Below are 17990 nucleotides of genomic sequence, written 5' to 3'. Positions count from 1 at the left end.
GATGTTTCGACCCACTGCCCCCATACCAATCATTCTTCTGCTGCTCGCCACTCACGTTTCAACATGCCATAGACAACGAGGTCGATGTAATGATCGTAAAGCCACGCGGCATCACGGATCTGCCCTTCCCTCGTAAATCCTAATTTCTCTGGGATTGCTTGGCTTTTGAAATTTTGTTCACCACATCTAATTTCCACGCGATTTAAGCCTAATTCGTTAAACGAATAATCGATCAACCATTGACAGGCCCGTGTCATAATGCCATGACCTTGGAAGCCTTCTCCTAACCAGTAACCCAGACTCGCGTAATGATTAGCCCAATTGATCGGGTGAAATCCGATGCAACCTGCGAACTCTCCTTTAAACCAAATGCCTGCATTGAAGCCATTATTGGATGCCTCTTGATTTTGACAGTGTTGGATGAAAGCTCTTGAGTGATCGCTATGCTGTGTCGCATCCACCCATGGCAACCATTCCCTCAGGTAATCTCTACAAGTGTTAGTTAGTGCAAATAAGGCTTCTGCGTCCTTTGGTTCAAGTGATTTGAGTGTAAGGTCAGCGTCAATTTCGATACGCATATCATCTTCCCCTCCCAATAAAACTTAAGTTGTTCCCTTCGCTTACACCACAAAAAACAACATCATTTCACCGATGATGACATAGTTGGGCATCTCAAACATGAGATCTAGCCCAAGAAATACCACTAACAACCCTAGAAATACCGCCAAATGCGCTACGCCTAAGCGTTGATGTGCATGTCTATACTTGTGGAAAACTAGCGATGTTGAGAAAAAGTACAACAGGACGGAAGCGAAAATAAAACTTAACATAAAGCCATAATGCAATTGCTCTAAGAAGAGCAGCTGGATGGATGCGGCAATCATACACAAGGATAAATAAATGAATAAATGGCCGTAGATGATGGTTTGCCCTGCCGTTTCCAGCGCTTTGTTCACTTTCTTTTCCACATTCTCGAAATATTGCCACCACATCGCGATGATCAATAGAAAGGTGAGGGATGCGAAAACGATGGATTGCCATGTCCAATCACTGGATTGCAAGACGGTGAGAATGCTAATGACCGATTCACCAAGCAAAATCAACGTAAATAACGAGAACCGCTCTAATAAATGATGCGTGTTAATCGGCGTTCTCACCAAGTACTTTCGCCCCATTAAGGGGAGCAGGATATCCACCATAATTCCCGCGTACAACACGGCGTATCGAATCCAAGAGTCGAAGAAAAGGGAAAGTGCCGATATCCCAAGTCCGATCCAGAATCGGCTCCCTAAGTACTGCGCGGTACTCCGTCGATGATCTTCTTCTTTTCGATGAACAGCCAGATATTGAATAGCGGTCATCGCTCTCAAACCTAGATAGCCAATAAGAAACGGCACAAAGTACTGATCAAAATCGACAGATAAGCTAGCGGTCATAATGAGCACAAAAAACAATTGTAGAATAAGAAAAACACGATGCGAGGTACTATCCCGCCCAAACCGATTGATGAAAACGGACTGTCCCACCCAAGCCCACCAAATCGGTATAAGAATCAGCACGAATTTACTCAAATATTCCAGTGGGATCGTGCCGTGATGTACATGCAGCAAGACATGACTCGCTTTAGAAACGGCCGCTACAAAAAGCAAATCGTAAAACAGCTCAAGCCAAGTGACCTTTTTCTCGACCATTGCTTTGATGTGGTGTAGCCCAGGTGTGTGATTGTTCATTAAAAGGGGCTCCTTTGTTAGATATGATGTCTGTTTGCCTTGCCCGTTCATGCTCTCATCCGCGCCTCTCGTTTCTCTCAGAAAAAAGCTGTATCCAACTATTCGAGATAAGCCCTGTATAATCCTGTCTTTCCCAATTGAAAAAGCCACGCCTACTGAGGACGCAGCTGCTTACACGACGCTATCGATACCGCTTATAGTGCTGCCATCAACCGTTGCCTTTCCTCTGACCCTACCAAATGGATCAAGTGTGCGAGCACTTTCTTTTGTTCAGGATTTAATCTAGCAAATACCTTGGGCTCCGCATGGCACATCTCACGTATCGCAGCTTCTAGTTCATCCCTGCGGTCCGCCGCTTCCGGATCACCGGTAAACGCTGGAAACGCCTTAGCTTCCGTAAATTCCTTGATGACAGCATCGGATAATTTTCTCAGATAAGGCTGCCTTTTCTCACTAATGAACGTACCCAGCTCATCTAGCAGGAATTGAAAAGCATCGCTTTTTCGGCTTGCTCCGAAGGTGAACGACTGCTGTCCACTCAGATCTTCGCAGCTAAAATCAAACTGATCAAACAGCTTACTCTGAATATATACACTGTGGTAGAAGGCATCGCCTTTATTGTTAAACGTTGTCGGTTGTTTATGCTGCTCTTTCTGTTTCGAGTCGATAAAATAAAGCTTCGAATATTCATGATTCATCCGATCTTCCCAACGAATATACGTGATGCGAAATTTCGTCTGCGACATGGGATGCACAGATGTGAAGCTTTCCTTTTCCGCAATCAGGCTTGCGTAATCTAACGGTACCCCATCAATTCGAATCGTGTAGGGCTTATCCGCGTGCAATTCTAAGAACCATCCGAATTCTCTACTCAAAAATGCTAGAAAATCCTCAACGACGAACTCTTTGATAATATGGTTAAATGTGACGGTCGTCCCTCTATCCTTATCGGTTACATCAGGCTTCGTCACATGATAAGCATCCAACTGCTTCGCATGAATGCTAATGCTGTATGTATTTTTGAGCAATAGCCCATCCTCATAGGTTGTTTGCCAGATCGCCTCGGAAGCAAAATGGTGAAACGTTAAGCGGCCTATGCCATTTTTCCCATGCATGGCTGAAGTCGTTCTCCCTCGTTTGTCAGGGTCCACACTCTTCTCGGATTCATAGAAAGGCGTAAACTTTCCTTCTAAATCCTTCAGCTTAATACCGTAGCCATTGTCTGCAATGGTGATTTGATCTACGCCGTCTAGTATGTTTTTATGAAGGGTTATGTCTACCGCCGTAGCCTCAGCGTCGAAACCATTCCAAATATATTCGGCAATAGCTTGCAAATAATCAAACTTACGAAGCGCTTTTTCGATACCTTTTGAGGATATTTTTATGTTGTTCATGGCGATCAACCCTTTCTTCATATAGTCAGCTTGTATACATACATTTATCATATTGCAAAAAGCTCATTTCGTATGTCGATTGATGTCCGCTCACCATAAGTCTTTTTCGACAAAAAAAACTGACACCCAGGGTGTCAGCTTCCATATCTTAATTCAGCTATCGCTTTTTTGTACTTATCGATTCTTTCATAGTCTTGACGAGTAGGATGTTCAATGCGACTCAGATCACAATTATCTTCTAAGTCCAGAAGCTTCACAAAGGACGCTAATGGATTAACTTTAATTCTCTTAATAAATCCTTCATAGGACTCATCCGGCCTTCTCGTAAGGCAATCTAGCGCTTCCAGAATCGATAGACTAAAGCCCTCTTTTTTCAAATCAAATAGCGTAATACTCGAATCCTCCACAACATCATGTAAAACGGCAACAATGGATTGCTCGGTCGTTTTCGCTCTGCTGGCTAACCGAATAGGGTGTAAAATGTAAGGGTTGCCCCCTTTGTCTACCTGACCATCATGCGCTTTAGCTGCTATTAAAATGGCTTTCGTTAATGTGCTCATGGATGTCTCCCTCTCACACAGTTCGTATAAGTAGCTTTTTCACCAGTTATAACATAACTCTTCGATTTTGCATATGGCTTCTGCGTTGTATAATATACAAATGAGTATGTGACAAGGAGATCGTGATGAATGATAGAGAACGAACAAACTGCAGACCTGAATATCGCTGGTGACCGATTACATCTGCAAGGAGACTGCGAGCGCTGCTTTGGCCTATGTTGTGTTGCCCTGCCTTTTGCCGCTTCAACAGATTTTGCTAATCAAAAAGATGCCGGACAACCTTGCACGAACCTGCAGTCCGACTTTCGTTGCGGTGTGCATACCCAGCTTCGGCAGATCGGCTTTCGTGGTTGTACGGTTTATGATTGCTTCGGTGCTGGCCAGAAAGTATCTCAAATCACCTTTGGCGGACAAGATTGGCGGAATGCGCCTGAGAGCGCGAAGCAAATGTTTGAGGTGTTTCCTCTGATGCAACAGCTTCAGGAGCTGATGTGGTATTTGACGGAAGCTCTACACGTGCACACAACGGAAGAACTTCATCGTGAGCTGGTAAACTTGCTTGCTGAAACCGAGCGTCTCACAAGATTAAGTCCAGAACTTCTGGCTAAGCTGGATGTTGCCGCACATCGAGCTGCTGTGAATATTCGGCTTCTTCAAACAAGTGAAAGCGTGCGCGAAAAGGCTCTCCAACAACTGCCCGTCACCAAGGGGCGCCGTAAATCCTATGGTAGAGGTGCCGATCTGATTGGAGCTAAACTGAAAGGCGCAGATCTTCAAGCAAACAACTTGCGAGGGGCTTATTTAATTGCAGCAGATCTTCGTGGGGCAGATCTACGAAAAGCAGATCTCATCGGTGCTGATTTTAGAGATACTGACCTTCGAGGTGCTGATCTGAGTGACAGTCTATTTCTTACGCAGTTTCAAGTGAATGCTGCCAAAGGCGATACCCACACGAAGCTGCCTGCGCATTTAAGACGCCCTGCACACTGGTCATCTAACGAGATGTCAAAATGAAATAAGCCGCTATGCGCACTTATGTCGCGTTTTAGCGGCTTGTTTTAAGGCTTGAAGCATCTTCTTGCCACGAGGGCAAGGAAACGGCATTTTTAAATTTTTTCTATCGGGAAGCATAAGTACAATTCCCCGCTATTGTCATTTGGATCATAAAACTCTTGAATTGCTCCGACGATTTGATAATTGTTTGTGGGCAAGTAATCCGAAAGAATGTTTTTCAAGGTATCTTGATATGTCTCTTGCGTGCACTTTGACACAATATATTTAAATGCAGGGAGAGTCCACTTCCACCAACCCTCTGGAGGTATCACATCGTCAGAAACTTCGCATCCGCTAAATATTTGCCTCCATCTTTCCACCTTTCAAAATTACCGCTAGCATCACTCATAGCTCCCCAAATGCCAACAATTTTTCCATCGGAATCTTTTTTTGCGAGAGCACTGATTTCTGTGAAATTAGTGTTTGCTTCTTTCCATAGAGTTGGTATCCAATTCGAACTTTCAGATGAAAGTCCTTCCCCCAATTTACCAATTACAGAAAACCGCTGCTTTTCAATAATTTCGATCACTTCGACAGCCCTCCCTAGCGTTTTCAATAATTTTCAAATTCTACAAGTTGTTTCAACTATCCTGCCTATTCGTATGAAACAAGGGATAGATGCCAGTAGCTGCGATCTGTCTCTTGTTTTTGCCCTATCGGTTAACCGTTTTTATTTATTCTGACCATAATAAATCTGTCTTTCCAGACTCTTTTTGAGCTAATATTCTACCGTTATTGGTATCACCGATGTCTTCTATTATCAATGTGTAAGGTAGCAATAATTTCTTCCAATCATGTTCATTGGTTAATGCCGCCGCATTACTTAAATAAGATTCAACGACTTGTTTTAGACGATAGTCTGTTATTTTTGTGTGGTCAGCACCTATACCCACTTTTATTAAGTTCTTATTAAGATCACTTGCTATACCAGTGCGAATGATACCTGGTTCACTATTTAATTCCGTAGTATTTTTTGCAAATAGATTGATGATTAAAGGAAATTTATTGGTGTTGTTATTGTTATGATGAGATATGGAGACTAGGATGACTGTGAAAACCACTGCTTGTATGAGGGCAATAATGAATTCCTTTTTCCAATAAGTCTTCGCCCAGGGACTAAATAAACGCAGCACAAGGAAACTGCCAATAAAGAAGCTTATTATATATAAGATAATTCCTTTCATTAATTGCCCCACCTTTACTTATGATTATTCGCATCCACTATACAAACAATCATTTTCTTCCAATTATAACTTAAATTCCAGTTTGAGGGGAGCGACAGAAAAGAAACCCATGTCTGCGTAAAAGACATGGGTTTCTCTACAATTTGAACATTATTCATTTTTTAAATGATGTTTTTTGTGCCTCCCGGCAATTGTTGCACGACTTAAGCTCCCATTTTATTGACGTGTCGCAGGACCTGGAGCCGCTCGCTGCGTTTGAATCAAGTTGACTACATTAGACTGCGACTTATCATCAGTTCAAAGAAAAAGGGAGCAGCTGCCGGCCGCGGCGATCTGCTCCCTGAATGTTCAACTATCGTTCTTTCCTTAGCGTAATAACTCATGTTGAACTACTCTCATTTCCAACCAGCTTGTTGTAGCATCTTTAGCATGAAGTTGGTTATTGAATCCTAAAGTGAGTATGTTCCCATACCTTTTCCTTTTGCTAATTCTTATTTTAAGGCAAGGATACTTGTAACTCCTTAATTTTACCGCCAGCCAACTTAAAAGTATGTTTTAAATAAAGTGGACTGGGTAAATTAGTTTTATCAAAATCTCCGTCAAGCGACGCGATAACGGCGTACACGCCATCCTGTTCCGTGGCATCCGTTATTTCGAAGCGAACATGAACACCAAAGATATCCGTTTTACTCCAATTTCGAATGGCTTCTATCCCCTTAAAATCCCGATTAAAGTCAAAGACGTAGGCATCGTCATTGAATGCAGCAAGAAATGAATCTAAATGTTCCATATTGGATGCATCGAAATATGTTTTTACGGAATCTGGCAATTGAATCATAACTAACGCCTCCTTTTGTATAGGAACAGAAATACTTAAACTGTCGGGATCGTACCGCCGTCAATAACGTACTCGCTTCCCGTAATGGAAGCTGAGCGTTCGGATGCCAAAAATGCTGCAAGTTCCGCTACTTCTTCTGGTAGTCCCGGACGACCAATTGGAATACCTCCAAGCGAGTCCATAAGCTCCTTTAAGGCGGCTTCACGACTACCAGCAACTGTCGCGATACGGTCGATCATACGATCTGCCGCTTCCGTCTGAATGAAACCTGGCGCAATCGTGTTGATTCGAATCCCCTTTGGAGAAAACTCCTTAGACAAACCTTTGCTGTAATTGGTTAATGCTGCTTTGGATGCTGCGTATGCTAAGGTAGTTTCATACAGTGGCAACCTTCTCTGGATTGAGCTTACATGGATGATAACACCTTTTCCTTGCTCTACCATCATAGGTAGTAAACTTCTGTCCAATCGGACAGATCCAAGTAGATTCATGTTCAAAGTTTCTAACCAATCATCCTCCGTAAGGGCCAATGCACCGCCAGGAGGCGTTGAAGCACCTCCGACTGTATTGATAAGAATGTCGATACCGCCTAACTTTTCTTTCACAGCCTCAACAAGAAGCGCCGTGCCTTCAGGCTTCGTGATATCAGCTTGAATAAAGTGAACACCTGGAATGTCGTAATCCGTCGGAATTGTACGAGCTGTTGTAAGCACTGTGGCTCCAGCTTGGGCCAAACGCTTTACAATCGCATAGCCCATCCCTTTTGTTCCTCCCGTTATTAATGCCCGTTTACCTTGAAACTCATGTTCGTAAGATGAAAAATTCATTTGTTGTATCTCCTTTATATAAATTAATTATTTTCGATCACAAGTATTAGCATACCCCTGCAATAACGATAATTCTAATTGATAATAATAATTGATTTAATTATTTATTTTCATGAATAGGTAACATGTTTGCTACTTTGACGACTGGGCGAATCGCGCGGATTGCAAGGATAGCAGCAATAGTTACGCCAAGTGCACCAAACCATACAACTGAGCTTATTGGCATGTTCTTAAGCACAAGACCGCCAAGACCCACGCCAATTGCCATGGATAGCTGATGAGTGGAAGAATACAAACTGATCATAATACTGGATGCTTCCGGAGCCTGACTCACAAGGTTAACCTGCTGGGTTGGGCCAGAAGACCAGAGTGACAAGGACCAGAGAACAAGGACGAAGAGTACAGCCACAATGGAGTGGGCGCTCAGGGCAAGAAGAGCAAGAGAAATGGCGTGTAGAATAAGTCCAGAAAGCAATGTTTTTCTTACACCCCATTTATCCGTAGCAGATCCACCAATTTTGGCTCCAATCATACTTGCTAAACCAAATATGAATAAAGCGATACTGATCGTGCTTGTGCTCATATTGGCCACATTAAGGAGAAATGGTGTGATGTAAGTAAAAGCAATCGAGTAACCTAAAATCCAGAAGAAAATCACAACGAGTGCCATCAATATTTTTGGATTTTTAAGGAATGCAAGTTGTTTAACTAACGGTATAGGTGTTTCACCCTCCGTACGTGGAATAGCAGCCATCAAAATGAAAATAGCAACAAAACCAAGAATGCCCAGTGCAGCAAAGTTTAATTTCCAGTTCATATTCGCGGCAACCAGTCTTCCAAGCGGAATCCCGATCACAAAGGATGTACTAAAGCCCATTACCACTGTAGAAATAGCACTTCCGATCTTTTCAGGCTTGGCTAATTTTGTAGCCATTGTAATGGCTACAGTCAGGAAAATACCCGCGCTGAGTGCAAGCACTACTCTTGATAAGAGCAAAGGTAAGTATCCTGGCAAGAAATTAACCATCGCATTACCGATTACAAATGTAACAAGTGACGCAATAAATAGCGTTCTTCTATCCATTCTAGCTGTTAATGCTACGAGAATCGGTGTGCCGATTGCATAACTGAGTGAAAAGATAGAAATCAGCTGACCCGCAGAAGCAACAGATATTCCTGTATCCTTAGCAATGATATCTAGGAAGCCAGCAATGACATATTCAGATGTTCCAACGAAAAAGGTAACGATCGCTAGAAGTAAAATTTTCAATGAGTTTGACATGTTTATACTCCTTTTATATATAAAGTGTAAGTTCATAGCATCTGCACAAATTCTTATTGATTGGTAGCAAGGAACACACTTGTATCGCTAATGGGCTAACAAACGATAAACTAGATAGAATTGCATGAATAATCGTCCTTTCCAAGTTGACTTGTCTATGATGTGAACACGCTTGTCCGCAACACCTGAATTATCATAACAATATACATTCAATCAGTCTAATGCATGATATCTATCTTTTACATTAAATATTTTCATGTATTTGACGATTTAGATAATAGAAAAAGGACGCACCAATTGCGTCTTTACTTGTATTGCACTATCATGTCTTCTATTGCTTCAATCAAATACGGTATGTATGATGTTAACTAAAAGTAGATCGAGAATAAGTTTAGGAGGAATTTATGGAACTTACACAATTAGAATATTTCTTGGAAGTTGCTCGAATGGAGCATTTAACAAAAGCGGCAGAATCCTTATCAGTTACACAACCCGCTCTAAGTCATTCAATATCCAAGCTAGAAGCTGAGCTTGGTGTACCTTTATTTGAACGCAAGGGCAGAAATCTACAGATTAATCGATATGGAACTATGTTTGCGAAGCGTGTGGAGGCCATATTAAAAGAAGTTGAGCGTGGAAAACAGGAAATTGAAGAATACGCAAACCCTGATTCAGGCGTCATACATCTTTCGTATTTAAATATTCTAGGCGTTGATTTCATCCCACATCTCATTCGTGAATATCAACAAGCCAATCCCAAAATATCCTTTATGTTGACGCAAGGAGACAAAGGCTTAATTCTCGGTCAGATTGAGACCGGTGATTCGGATTTGATGATAACCTCTGAAAGACCTGTTGACGATTCGTATGACTGGTTGTCGATTCTCTCGCTGCCGCTGTATCTTATCGTCTCATCCCAGCACCCGCTTGCTGATAGAGAATCCATTAGCCTAAAAGAGATAACCGGTGAGCCGTTTGTAGGTTTAAAGAAAAACTGTTCCCTAAAGGATTCACTCTTGGCCCGTGTTCATCACATGAATTTCACTTTAGTCTCCACTTACGATGCTGAAGATCTACCAACTGTGGCAGGCTTCGTTTCGGCAGGATTAGGGCTATCTGTATTACCAAAAACAGCTGGATTGGAACTGAAAGGCTTAAGATGGATCAAGATTGAGGATAAAGGCTGGGTTTGGGAAGTTGGTCTACACTACAAAAAAAACAGATTCCTATCGCCGGCTGCTCAAAAATTCGTTAGCTATATAAAAGAAAAGTATACTTAATTCATTTCTTTGGCTCAAACAAGCCTTGCGGCGCTAATTCATTACTTTTATTAATCAAAATCATAAAAATTATAAATTATACAATACGGATTCCTGTGTGTATAGTTGGTTGAGGAAAACGAATGTCTCCAATTAAGTTATTTTGGGGCCTTTTAATCTTCATTATGGAAAGGATTTGATGTTCCAGTGCCAGCTTACGTCATTTTTATCAGAGAAAAGACAACTAATATAGAAGAATTAAACGTCTACGCATCTAAAGCGCCGTCAGCTCTTCAAGGTCATTTATTGAAACCACTAGTCATGTACGGCATGCATGAAGTCATTGAAGGACCGGAAGTAGAGGGAGCAGCTATGTTGGAATTTCCAGATATCGAGGAAGCGAAGTCTTGGTACTATAGCCCTGCTTACCAAGATGCTGTTAAGCATCGCTTGAAAGGGGGTACTTATCGCGGTATTATCGTTGAGGGTCTTGCGAAAGTAGGGTCTGCTGAGTAAGTATCGATGGTGTGTAGCTACAGCAATGCTACAAATATTAAGGTCAATATAACAGAAACCAACAGAAACCGACTCCTTTGTTTTTTATTTAAAAGCAAAGAAGATGTCGGTTTCATTTCATTCGTAATGGCGGCAACAAAATTACCTAAAATCAAATGATTTTAGGCAATATATTGATTCAAATTGTGCTTAGAGATCCTTCACCATTCGCCAGACAGGATGGGGTTGATCTTCTTCCTTTTCTAAAAGGCGAAAACCGCAGTTTTCGTATAAGTGCAGCGCACGTGCATTCGTTGGAGCCACGCGCAAATGATACGATTTTACCGCATATTTCTCAAAGAAGCCTTCGGCGTAAGCAATTAGTTGTCGCCCGTATCCCTTCCCTCTGTAGGATGGAATCAGGTAGAACAAGTTAGCATAACCAATGTAACTGCCCTCATAAAACACAATTTGAAGCTCCAATTGGCCAACTGGCCGATCTTCATCTTCAATCAACACGAGCCCCTCTGGAAAGCGCCTAGCGCGATCGGCAATCCTTCTCACATACTCATCTTCATCCCCAAAGCCTTCTTCACTCCCGAAGCTCACCACATAGGAGTCTTTCCGAAAAGCGATGATTGTTTCTCTATCCTTCTCCACATCAATCGTTCTGTACTCCATTTGGCGCCTCCTCCTATCATTTCATCCACTAATTTTAAGCTGACTTTCAGCTTTTATTCGCTATTCTTTCATAATACCATCGTACAATAACATCGTGGAATACAAAAATAGGAGTGATACATACACGTATGAATATGAAAAAATTAGCAGGCATATGCATTCTAATCCCCATTCTTCTAGCTGGATGCGGGAATCAATCTGACAAACCAACTGCAGCTGCTAGCACCGCCCAATCCGGGCAGCAAACAGAAAAGGCAGCTGGTAATGGCCAACAGAATAACCAACAAAATCGTCCTGCGATGGACCCTGCACAGCGACAGCTTTTCAGTACGTTTCAAACGCTGATGATGCTGGATAAAGCAGATGGGTTGACCATCACAAAGGAGCAAGCGCAAGCTATGCTGCCAGTCGCTGAGGATATCATCGCGAAGAAAGAGCTTAGTGATGATAATAAAACCAAGCTTCTAGCTAATCTGACAGATGCTCAGAAGGCTTTCCTGACAGATGCAGAATCACGCATGGGTAATCGCGGTAATGGCGGCAACGGCGGACCAAACGGTCAAGGCAATGCTGGGCAAAATGGGCAACGCCCTAACCGGAATGGCGGCTCCGGTGACGCTGGCAAAGCACAGTCACCCGATGCTTCCGCTTCGCCTACAGCGAGTGGTCAGCCATCTGGCAGCCCAAAACCAAATAATGGCGCTGGCGGTGGACAGAATGGCGGCTTCGGTGGCGGCAATCGCCCTGCAGGCGGTCAAATGGGAGATGTCGGCAAGCAATTCGTTGAGCTGTTGCAAAACAAGGTGAAATAAGTCGAATATTTCCGAGGAAATGAATACGACCTCCAACCTTAATAGGGCTGGAGGTCGTTCTTTTATTCTAAGATCTCAAAGCCGTGATAACTTCCTCAGCTTTCGCTTCACCCGTGGCAACTTGCTCAATATGCTCTGCAAACATATCACACATGTACACAAATAAAGTAAGAATCTCTAGTACTTCATCACTTTCAAACGTACGAGAAGCTGATAGGCTATACACATAACGATAGTGGATTTCGCCTTCCTCATTCACGCCAAAGTGACCGATTGGTAAGCGCGTATTGATTTCTAGTAAGAGCGAGGCTACCTCTTCACGAGCACCTGCTTGAAGATGAAACGGCAGTGTACTGTAGATCTGCAACAGTTGAATCGCAACTATTTCCTCATCATTCAATGGTAAGAAACTAAAGTGAAGGAAGCGATCCCGTCCTTTCTTATCCTCTTGAAATCCTGCCATAAGCACATGAAGCGGAATCGCTTCGGATTTCTCTAATAAGTTCGTAGCGAGCTCTGCTTCATCCAAAACCTCTTTCAATTGCCCTAATTGCGCCAAATGGCGAGCATGTGCAAGCTCAGTTAACATATGTGTTCAATCTCCTATTCTCTCTTGCCCATTGCTTCAACAATGGCTTTTTTCAACTCAGTTGGATCACCTTTGAACTTTTCTAACGTATAAAGACTGATGCCAGCCGCTTCTACAAAGCTATTTACTTGATTATATCGAGTAACTATAGCAGCATCCGTTTCGTCGTACGTTGGGAGCTTCGCAAACATATCAAAGATAAGATCTGTATCATGCGCACGTTTCTCCAGCTTCTTCTCGGTTGATTTATCCGCGTTGAAGACTGCCTTAGTAATTCCCCATGCGCCTGCTTTCGATGCGCGATCACGCCCAGCTTGCTTCAATGTTCTGGCAATTGGCATAGCTGCACCAATACCTGAGGCAACGATTTTCAGCGGCGTACCTACTTGAGCACCTACCCCAGTGAGTGTCGCAATATCGGCGGCAATCTTCGTAAGCTCAAGCCCAATTTGAATAGCTCCACGATCTGTTCGCTTCACGTTAATATTTTTCATTTCTTTCGCTAATTCGTATTGAGCGATTTCATCAAGTTGTTGGTTGGCTGCTGCCACTTTAGCTGGATCACCTGACGCAATGTCAGCATTTAACTGCACCTTTTTAGCAGCCAGCTTCGCTTTGTCCACACCAGCATTTCGCGTGTACCAACGTTTTTCTTTCAGAATATCGGCATACTCTGCTTTGCCTTTGAAATCACGTTTCATTGTAGTCATGGCGCTGCGGTTCAAACCAGCTTTGATCACATCAACCGTTTTGATAGCAATTTTCACACCGCTTACGGCAATACTGACGCCTGGAATAACAGCTGTCAAACTGGCCGTACTCGTCTCCATGATCTCCATAATACCCTTCGCCACTTTGATACCAGATTGCGCAGCTTGGATCGCATTACTAATAATCTCGAGCGTCCCTCTTGCTTTCTCGCCCTTATCGAGCCCGCCATTTTCGGAGGCCTTGCTGTACATATCATAAATGCCTTTAACGGCCATAATCGTATTTTTGACTGCGGAGATCGCTTCCGCTACTGTGCCCGTATAATCGCTGGCAGAGGAAGAATTGCCAATCCCTTTGGTATGCCCTGTTGATTTGGCAGCCTTATCCACTAGACCCGTTCCGCCGCTGACCATTTTACCGGTCGATTCGATCATTGACGTTCCTGTACCTGCGTACTGCCAACGTTTGTTATGACCGGTTCGGTTCGTATCTCCTGAAACAGCGAGCGTCTCTCGAATTGCGCTCATGATTTGGAAAGGCCCACTCACAAGATCTGCGGTTGATGCTACTGCACCCATCGTAGCTGACTGTTGCGCCGTTCCAGCATCCTTCGTCTTGTCGTACGATTCTTTCAAATCATCGGCACGTTTACCAAAGCTGTCAGAGAACGTTCCGCCGACCCCAGATGTCATGTCTGCATTATCCTTGGTATCGTCACCTGTCGGATGCAAAGTAGAAGCGGAAGGTATCGTTGGCGTTTGCACGGTTGGAGCTGGTGTCTGTACAGTCCCTGTTTGTGTTGGCGCCGGTGTTTGCGTTGTGCTCGTCGTTGTCGGAGCTGGTGTCTGGGTGGTAGACGTAGACTGTGGTGCAACCACCGTAGTTGGCGCTGGCGTTTGTGCTGTTGACGTCCCTTGCGGTGCTACTACATTAGTAGGCGCTGGCGTTTGCACTATAGGCACTGGAGGTGCCGCAGTACCTGACCTGCGGCGATGGAAGGCAACTGTTGGTGCCACGACGGGCACTGGTACTTGTGGTTGCGGCGCAGGATTACGCTGAATAATCTGATTCGCGTACACTTGTGTAGCACGATTACCAACCGTGCGCTGCATCTGCATAAACATGTTTGTCCCCATAGGTGACATTTGGGAGGGACTCGCATTTGAGTTAGCCGCTTGCATGTGCTGTCCATGCTGATGTGAGGGGCTTGCTGGTTTGGTTTGACCTTGCTTTCCTTGAGGCATCCCGGATTAACTCCTTTACTGCATATAATCATTCTTGTTCGTGCTACTTGCCGCCTCGTTGTTGAACAACATGAGTTAATTCGTGACCTAACAATTCTTGCCCCTCACGTGTGTCTGGGTTGTATCGACCTTCACGGAAAAAAACATCATTTCCAGTAGCAAAAGCCTCTGCCCCTATAGATCGATTAATCTTGGATGACTCTGAATCATTATGTATATTTACGTTGCTAAAATCTGCCTTAAAGGCCGATTCCATCTTCGCTTGAATACTTGCATCCATTTTACTGCCGCTGCCTTGCTTCGCTTTAATCTGCGATTCAATCCCTGCATCCGCTTCAAAACCACCTTCCGATGATGGCTTCATCTGCAGTTCTTCATCCTCCGACTCGCCGCCCTCTGAGCGCTGAATCGACTCCGATGATGGCTTCATCTGCAGCTCCTCATCTTCCGACTCGCCGCCTTCTGAGCGCTGAATCGACTCCGATGATGGCTTCATCTGCAGCTCCTCATCCTCCGACTCGCCGCCCTCTGAGCGCTGAATCGACTCCGATGATGGCTTCATCTGCAGCTCTTCATCTTCCGATTCGCCGCCTTCTGAGCGTTGAATCGACTCCGATGATGGCTTCATCTGCAGCTCCTCATCCTCCGATTCGCCGCCCTCTGAGCGCTGAATCGACTCCGATGATGGCTTCATCTGCAGCTCTTCATCCTCCGACTCGCCGCCTTCTGAGCGTTGAACATCTGGCTTCGAGGCTCCACTACTATCTGACGCAGCAATATGGTCAGCCGCTTGTTTGCCCATCTGATCAGCTTCTTGCTCATACGCATCCCCAGCTGGACCAACTGTCATTTTCGTTTGAATCGTCAACATATTGCCAACGGCGCGATTGCCGATAGATCGTTGAATATTCATCAGATCGGAAGATACGGAAGAATTTGTTTTATTGTTTTTTTGATTCGTATGCAAAGAAGAATCTGGTTGCCGGTTAATATGGGATTTTTGCATGGCATAACCCTCCTAGCGAGCTTTTAATGGAAACATAAAACTTTATCACAACGCTTTTCAGCGGAGTTTACTCTTTGATCGGATTGCGATCAATAATGAGCACGGCAATATCATCCGATTGGACAGCGCCATCTGCGAATAGATCCACATCCATCACCATTTGACCGAGCAAATGTTCAGGCTTACTGCCTTGTTCCCTCACCAATACATCTTGGAGTCGGGCAAAGCCATATTGATGTTGCAGTCGGTCTTCCGCCTCCGTAATGCCATCCGTATACACAATGATGCGATCTCCTAGATCTAGCGTCACCTCGTTATCCATATACACCATGTCGTCCATGACGCTAAGCGGAAGTCCCTTTTTCCCTTTCAAAAGCTCTACCTCACCGCTAGCCCTCACGATGTATGGCGGACAATGACCGCCGTCACTATAGAGAAGCTGTCCTGTCGCCACGTTCAGTACGCCACAGAAAATCGTCGCAAACATCGTGGAGTCATCCTTATAGAGCTCTTGATTGACAGCTGTTAGTAGATCGCCTGGCGTCAACTCAGCGGACATTTTACCTTTGAGTAGTGTCATCGTCACCGCCATGAATAGAGCGGCTGGGATTCCTTTGTCAGAGACATCCCCAAGCACAAAGAATATGCGATTCTCGTCGATGCGAAAATAATCATAAAAGTCACCGCCGACTTCGCGCGCTGGTCGAATAATCGCCTGCGCCTCCGCCTGGGCATGAAGAAGCATGCCATTGCCTCCTATTCCAATCTCAGCATCCACACCACGATACGCCAAGCTTAAACCCTTACGAGGAAGAAACCCCATTTGAATATCGGTTGCGATCCGCAGCTCACTCTCCATGCGTTCCTTCGCTGCCGTCGTTACTTTCAATGCATGTATGGACTTCTCCAAAGCATCGTACAGCATGGCATTTTCGAGCGAAGCCGCCGTGGGTGAAGCAATGGATTCTAGTAGCTGCAAATCACGATCCGTGAACGGTGCATCGCCCCGTTTGTTCAGAACCTGCAACACGCCAATGATCTTCCCTTTGCTGACAAGTGGAACACAGAGCATATTACGTGTAGGATAATCAACGCGCTTTGCGACCTTAGACGACCAGCGCTCATCCCCTGCCGCATCGTCAATCTTGACCGACTTCCCAGTCTGCGCGACCCAGCCTGCAATGCCTTCGCCGATTTTGAGGCGGATTTCACGCACCTCGTCCCCTTTTTCACCAAGCGCAAGGTCGAAAAACAGTTCGCCCTTTTCCTCATCAACTAGAATTACGGAGGATGCCTCCGCATTCATGATTCGGGATGAGGTTTCCATGATTTTGACTAATAGATCTTGTTTGCGAATCGTTGAGTTCACTTCCAGGCTCACATCAAAAAGCTGCATCGTCCGCTGAAGCTCCAGCTCTGCTGCTTGACGTTTGCGATTCGCTTGCTGCCACTGGATGACAGCCAGAAAACACAACATGCCTAGTATAACTTCCATCCAGCTCAGCCTCCTTCCCGATTCCATCCATTAGTCAGTTTAACGATTCCGATTTCGCGGAGCACCGCACAACTCATTATTTAATGGCATTAACAGCTTCATCTTCTGTCTCATACAGTTTAAAAATGCTGCTAAAACCCGACATATCAAAAACTTCTTTTACATGCTCGTTCATACGCGCTAGTGCAAGCTTGCCTTGAATGACTTTGACCATCTTAGCAGCCGATAGCAAGCTTCTTAAGCCTGCACTGCTGACATACTCCAGCCCTTGCAGATTAAATACGAATTTACCGTTGCCTTGCTCAACTAACTTGGCAAAAGCAGATTCCAAACTTGCGGATGTATTGCCATCCAATCTGCCCTGTAAGCTAACTAGCATAATATCACCTTGCTGCTGCTCGGTAATGTTCATGAAACACCCTCCTCTTGGATTCGATTTTTTCTCATTAGCAGTACATTCTCCTCATTCAAACGTTCATAATGAAGCTCGTCCATCACCTGCCTGACGAAATGGATACCCAGACCGCCGATCCCGCGTTCCTCAATGCTTAAATCAGTGCGAGGGGTCGCTTTTAACAAAGGATTAAAAGGAATGCCACGATCCGTCAGACAGAGCTCCCAACCGTCTGGGGTTGGCCCAACATCAAGGCGAATCGTATGCATCCCATTTGACCCAGAAGGGTAGCCGTAAAGAATAATGTTTGTTACAAGCTCATCGCAGACCAAATTGATTTGAAACAGGGACTTCTCATCCATACCGAGGGTCCCTGCTAAGCCCTGAATAAAGGCTGCTAGACGTTCTAGCTCTTGTAAATCGTTGCTCAATACGA

21 protein-coding genes are annotated in these 17990 nt (G+C 44.4%); 4 read left to right on the top strand and 17 right to left on the bottom strand.

Annotation, left to right across the window (positions count from 1 at the left end; all coding sequences use genetic code 11):
• Positions 1–29 precede the first annotated feature (29 nt).
• From J2736_RS16040 to J2736_RS16025, 4 genes are all read right to left on the bottom strand, one after another.
• The gene (locus J2736_RS16040) at positions 30–578 is read right to left on the bottom strand and encodes a GNAT family N-acetyltransferase (protein WP_310499610.1); all 549 of its coding nucleotides are present in this window, start codon (positions 576–578) and stop codon (positions 30–32) included.
• Positions 579–620: 42 nt separating this feature from the next.
• Positions 621–1691, bottom strand: a complete 1071-nt coding sequence (locus J2736_RS16035; RefSeq protein WP_310499853.1) for a low temperature requirement protein A — start codon at positions 1689–1691, stop codon at positions 621–623.
• A gap of 233 nt (positions 1692–1924) precedes the next feature.
• Positions 1925–3145 (bottom strand): ATP-binding protein, encoded by a 1221-nt coding sequence (locus J2736_RS16030; protein WP_310499609.1) that lies wholly within the window; start codon positions 3143–3145, stop codon positions 1925–1927.
• Positions 3146–3258: 113 nt separating this feature from the next.
• Positions 3259–3684: a GTP pyrophosphokinase gene (locus tag J2736_RS16025; protein WP_310499608.1), complete on the bottom strand. Its 426-nt coding sequence runs from the start codon at positions 3682–3684 to the stop codon at positions 3259–3261.
• Between the two features lie 129 nt (positions 3685–3813).
• On the opposite strand from J2736_RS16025, the gene J2736_RS16020 reads away from it, so the two are divergent.
• Entirely contained in the window at positions 3814–4698 is an 885-nt protein-coding gene (locus J2736_RS16020) for a pentapeptide repeat-containing protein (RefSeq protein ID WP_310499607.1), read from the top strand.
• A gap of 92 nt (positions 4699–4790) precedes the next feature.
• On the opposite strand, the gene J2736_RS16015 is transcribed toward J2736_RS16020, so the two are convergent.
• The 6 genes from J2736_RS16015 to J2736_RS15990 form a co-directional block, all read right to left on the bottom strand.
• The gene (locus J2736_RS16015; protein WP_310499606.1) at positions 4791–5009 is read right to left on the bottom strand and encodes a hypothetical protein; all 219 of its coding nucleotides are present in this window, start codon (positions 5007–5009) and stop codon (positions 4791–4793) included.
• On the bottom strand, positions 5006–5266 hold the full coding sequence (locus J2736_RS16010) for a hypothetical protein (protein WP_310499605.1): 261 nt from the start codon (positions 5264–5266) through the stop codon (positions 5006–5008). The genes J2736_RS16015 and J2736_RS16010 overlap by 4 nt, the downstream gene beginning before the upstream one ends.
• A gap of 145 nt (positions 5267–5411) precedes the next feature.
• Positions 5412–5921, bottom strand: a complete 510-nt coding sequence (locus tag J2736_RS16005) for a hypothetical protein (protein ID WP_310499604.1) — start codon at positions 5919–5921, stop codon at positions 5412–5414.
• A 496-nt stretch (positions 5922–6417) separates the two neighbouring features.
• Complete coding sequence (locus J2736_RS16000; RefSeq protein ID WP_310499603.1) at positions 6418–6759, bottom strand: nuclear transport factor 2 family protein; 342 nt, start codon at positions 6757–6759, stop codon at positions 6418–6420.
• Between the two features lie 35 nt (positions 6760–6794).
• Positions 6795–7586: an SDR family oxidoreductase gene (locus J2736_RS15995; RefSeq protein WP_310499602.1), complete on the bottom strand. Its 792-nt coding sequence runs from the start codon at positions 7584–7586 to the stop codon at positions 6795–6797.
• Positions 7587–7686: 100 nt separating this feature from the next.
• Positions 7687–8868, bottom strand: a complete 1182-nt coding sequence (locus J2736_RS15990) for an MFS transporter (RefSeq protein WP_310499601.1) — start codon at positions 8866–8868, stop codon at positions 7687–7689.
• A gap of 404 nt (positions 8869–9272) precedes the next feature.
• On the opposite strand from J2736_RS15990, the gene J2736_RS15985 reads away from it, so the two are divergent.
• Together J2736_RS15985 and J2736_RS15980 are read left to right on the top strand one after the other, a co-directional pair.
• A complete protein-coding gene (locus J2736_RS15985) occupies positions 9273–10148 on the top strand; it encodes a LysR family transcriptional regulator (protein ID WP_310499600.1) in 876 nt (291 codons plus the stop codon).
• Between the two features lie 186 nt (positions 10149–10334).
• Positions 10335–10643, top strand: a complete 309-nt coding sequence (locus J2736_RS15980; RefSeq protein WP_310499599.1) for a DUF1330 domain-containing protein — start codon at positions 10335–10337, stop codon at positions 10641–10643.
• Between the two features lie 189 nt (positions 10644–10832).
• Here the strand turns inward: J2736_RS15980 and J2736_RS15975 are convergent, their stop codons facing one another.
• Positions 10833–11303 carry a GNAT family N-acetyltransferase gene (locus J2736_RS15975; protein WP_310499598.1) on the bottom strand — a complete coding sequence of 157 codons (471 nt, stop codon included), beginning with the start codon at positions 11301–11303 and terminating at the stop codon, positions 10833–10835.
• A 128-nt stretch (positions 11304–11431) separates the two neighbouring features.
• Between J2736_RS15975 and J2736_RS15970 the strand changes: the two genes are divergently transcribed.
• A complete protein-coding gene (locus J2736_RS15970) occupies positions 11432–12115 on the top strand; it encodes a hypothetical protein (protein ID WP_310499597.1) in 684 nt (227 codons plus the stop codon).
• 67 nt (positions 12116–12182) lie between these two features.
• Here J2736_RS15970 and J2736_RS15965 read toward each other — a convergent pair whose 3' ends face one another.
• The 6 genes from J2736_RS15965 to J2736_RS15940 all read right to left on the bottom strand — a co-directional run bounded on the left by J2736_RS15965 (position 12183) and on the right by J2736_RS15940 (position 17985).
• Entirely contained in the window at positions 12183–12704 is a 522-nt protein-coding gene (locus J2736_RS15965) for a YbjN domain-containing protein (RefSeq protein ID WP_310499596.1), read from the bottom strand.
• A 14-nt stretch (positions 12705–12718) separates the two neighbouring features.
• A complete protein-coding gene (locus tag J2736_RS15960) occupies positions 12719–14659 on the bottom strand; it encodes a hypothetical protein (RefSeq protein ID WP_310499595.1) in 1941 nt (646 codons plus the stop codon).
• 43 nt (positions 14660–14702) lie between these two features.
• On the bottom strand, positions 14703–15665 hold the full coding sequence (locus tag J2736_RS15955; RefSeq protein WP_310499594.1) for an eCIS core domain-containing protein: 963 nt from the start codon (positions 15663–15665) through the stop codon (positions 14703–14705).
• A gap of 67 nt (positions 15666–15732) precedes the next feature.
• The gene (locus J2736_RS15950) at positions 15733–17160 is read right to left on the bottom strand and encodes a PP2C family protein-serine/threonine phosphatase (protein ID WP_310499593.1); all 1428 of its coding nucleotides are present in this window, start codon (positions 17158–17160) and stop codon (positions 15733–15735) included.
• 76 nt (positions 17161–17236) lie between these two features.
• Positions 17237–17572 (bottom strand): STAS domain-containing protein, encoded by a 336-nt coding sequence (locus tag J2736_RS15945; RefSeq protein ID WP_310499592.1) that lies wholly within the window; start codon positions 17570–17572, stop codon positions 17237–17239.
• Positions 17569–17985 (bottom strand): ATP-binding protein, encoded by a 417-nt coding sequence (locus tag J2736_RS15940; RefSeq protein WP_310499591.1) that lies wholly within the window; start codon positions 17983–17985, stop codon positions 17569–17571. Before J2736_RS15940 ends, J2736_RS15945 begins: the two co-directional genes overlap by 4 nt.
• Positions 17986–17990: the final 5 nt, after the last annotated feature.

Origin of the sequence: Paenibacillus qinlingensis (assembly GCF_031455095.1) — a bacterium.
GTDB lineage: Bacteria > Bacillota > Bacilli > Paenibacillales > NBRC-103111 > Paenibacillus_E > Paenibacillus_E qinlingensis_A.
Note: the sequence above shows the minus strand (reverse complement) of the source record. Positions and strands in the feature narration are given on the sequence as shown.

Coding starts and splice junctions, on each gene's coding strand:
- J2736_RS15995 (WP_310499602.1), bottom strand. CDS start 7,586: ATGAATTTTTCATCTTACGAACATGAGTTTCAAGGTAAACGGGCATTA.
- J2736_RS15990 (WP_310499601.1), bottom strand. CDS start 8,868: ATGTCAAACTCATTGAAAATTTTACTTCTAGCGATCGTTACCTTTTTC.
- J2736_RS16000 (WP_310499603.1), bottom strand. CDS start 6,759: ATGATTCAATTGCCAGATTCCGTAAAAACATATTTCGATGCATCCAAT.
- J2736_RS16035 (WP_310499853.1), bottom strand. CDS start 1,691: ATGGTCGAGAAAAAGGTCACTTGGCTTGAGCTGTTTTACGATTTGCTT.
- J2736_RS16025 (WP_310499608.1), bottom strand. CDS start 3,684: ATGAGCACATTAACGAAAGCCATTTTAATAGCAGCTAAAGCGCATGAT.
- J2736_RS16030 (WP_310499609.1), bottom strand. CDS start 3,145: ATGAAGAAAGGGTTGATCGCCATGAACAACATAAAAATATCCTCAAAA.
- J2736_RS15960 (WP_310499595.1), bottom strand. CDS start 14,659: ATGCCTCAAGGAAAGCAAGGTCAAACCAAACCAGCAAGCCCCTCACAT.
- J2736_RS15970 (WP_310499597.1), top strand. CDS start 11,432: ATGAATATGAAAAAATTAGCAGGCATATGCATTCTAATCCCCATTCTT.
- J2736_RS15985 (WP_310499600.1), top strand. CDS start 9,273: ATGGAACTTACACAATTAGAATATTTCTTGGAAGTTGCTCGAATGGAG.
- J2736_RS15950 (WP_310499593.1), bottom strand. CDS start 17,160: ATGGAAGTTATACTAGGCATGTTGTGTTTTCTGGCTGTCATCCAGTGG.
- J2736_RS16005 (WP_310499604.1), bottom strand. CDS start 5,921: ATGAAAGGAATTATCTTATATATAATAAGCTTCTTTATTGGCAGTTTC.
- J2736_RS15955 (WP_310499594.1), bottom strand. CDS start 15,665: ATGCAAAAATCCCATATTAACCGGCAACCAGATTCTTCTTTGCATACG.
- J2736_RS15945 (WP_310499592.1), bottom strand. CDS start 17,572: ATGAACATTACCGAGCAGCAGCAAGGTGATATTATGCTAGTTAGCTTA.
- J2736_RS15965 (WP_310499596.1), bottom strand. CDS start 12,704: ATGTTAACTGAGCTTGCACATGCTCGCCATTTGGCGCAATTAGGGCAA.
- J2736_RS16040 (WP_310499610.1), bottom strand. CDS start 578: ATGCGTATCGAAATTGACGCTGACCTTACACTCAAATCACTTGAACCA.
- J2736_RS15975 (WP_310499598.1), bottom strand. CDS start 11,303: ATGGAGTACAGAACGATTGATGTGGAGAAGGATAGAGAAACAATCATC.
- J2736_RS16020 (WP_310499607.1), top strand. CDS start 3,814: ATGATAGAGAACGAACAAACTGCAGACCTGAATATCGCTGGTGACCGA.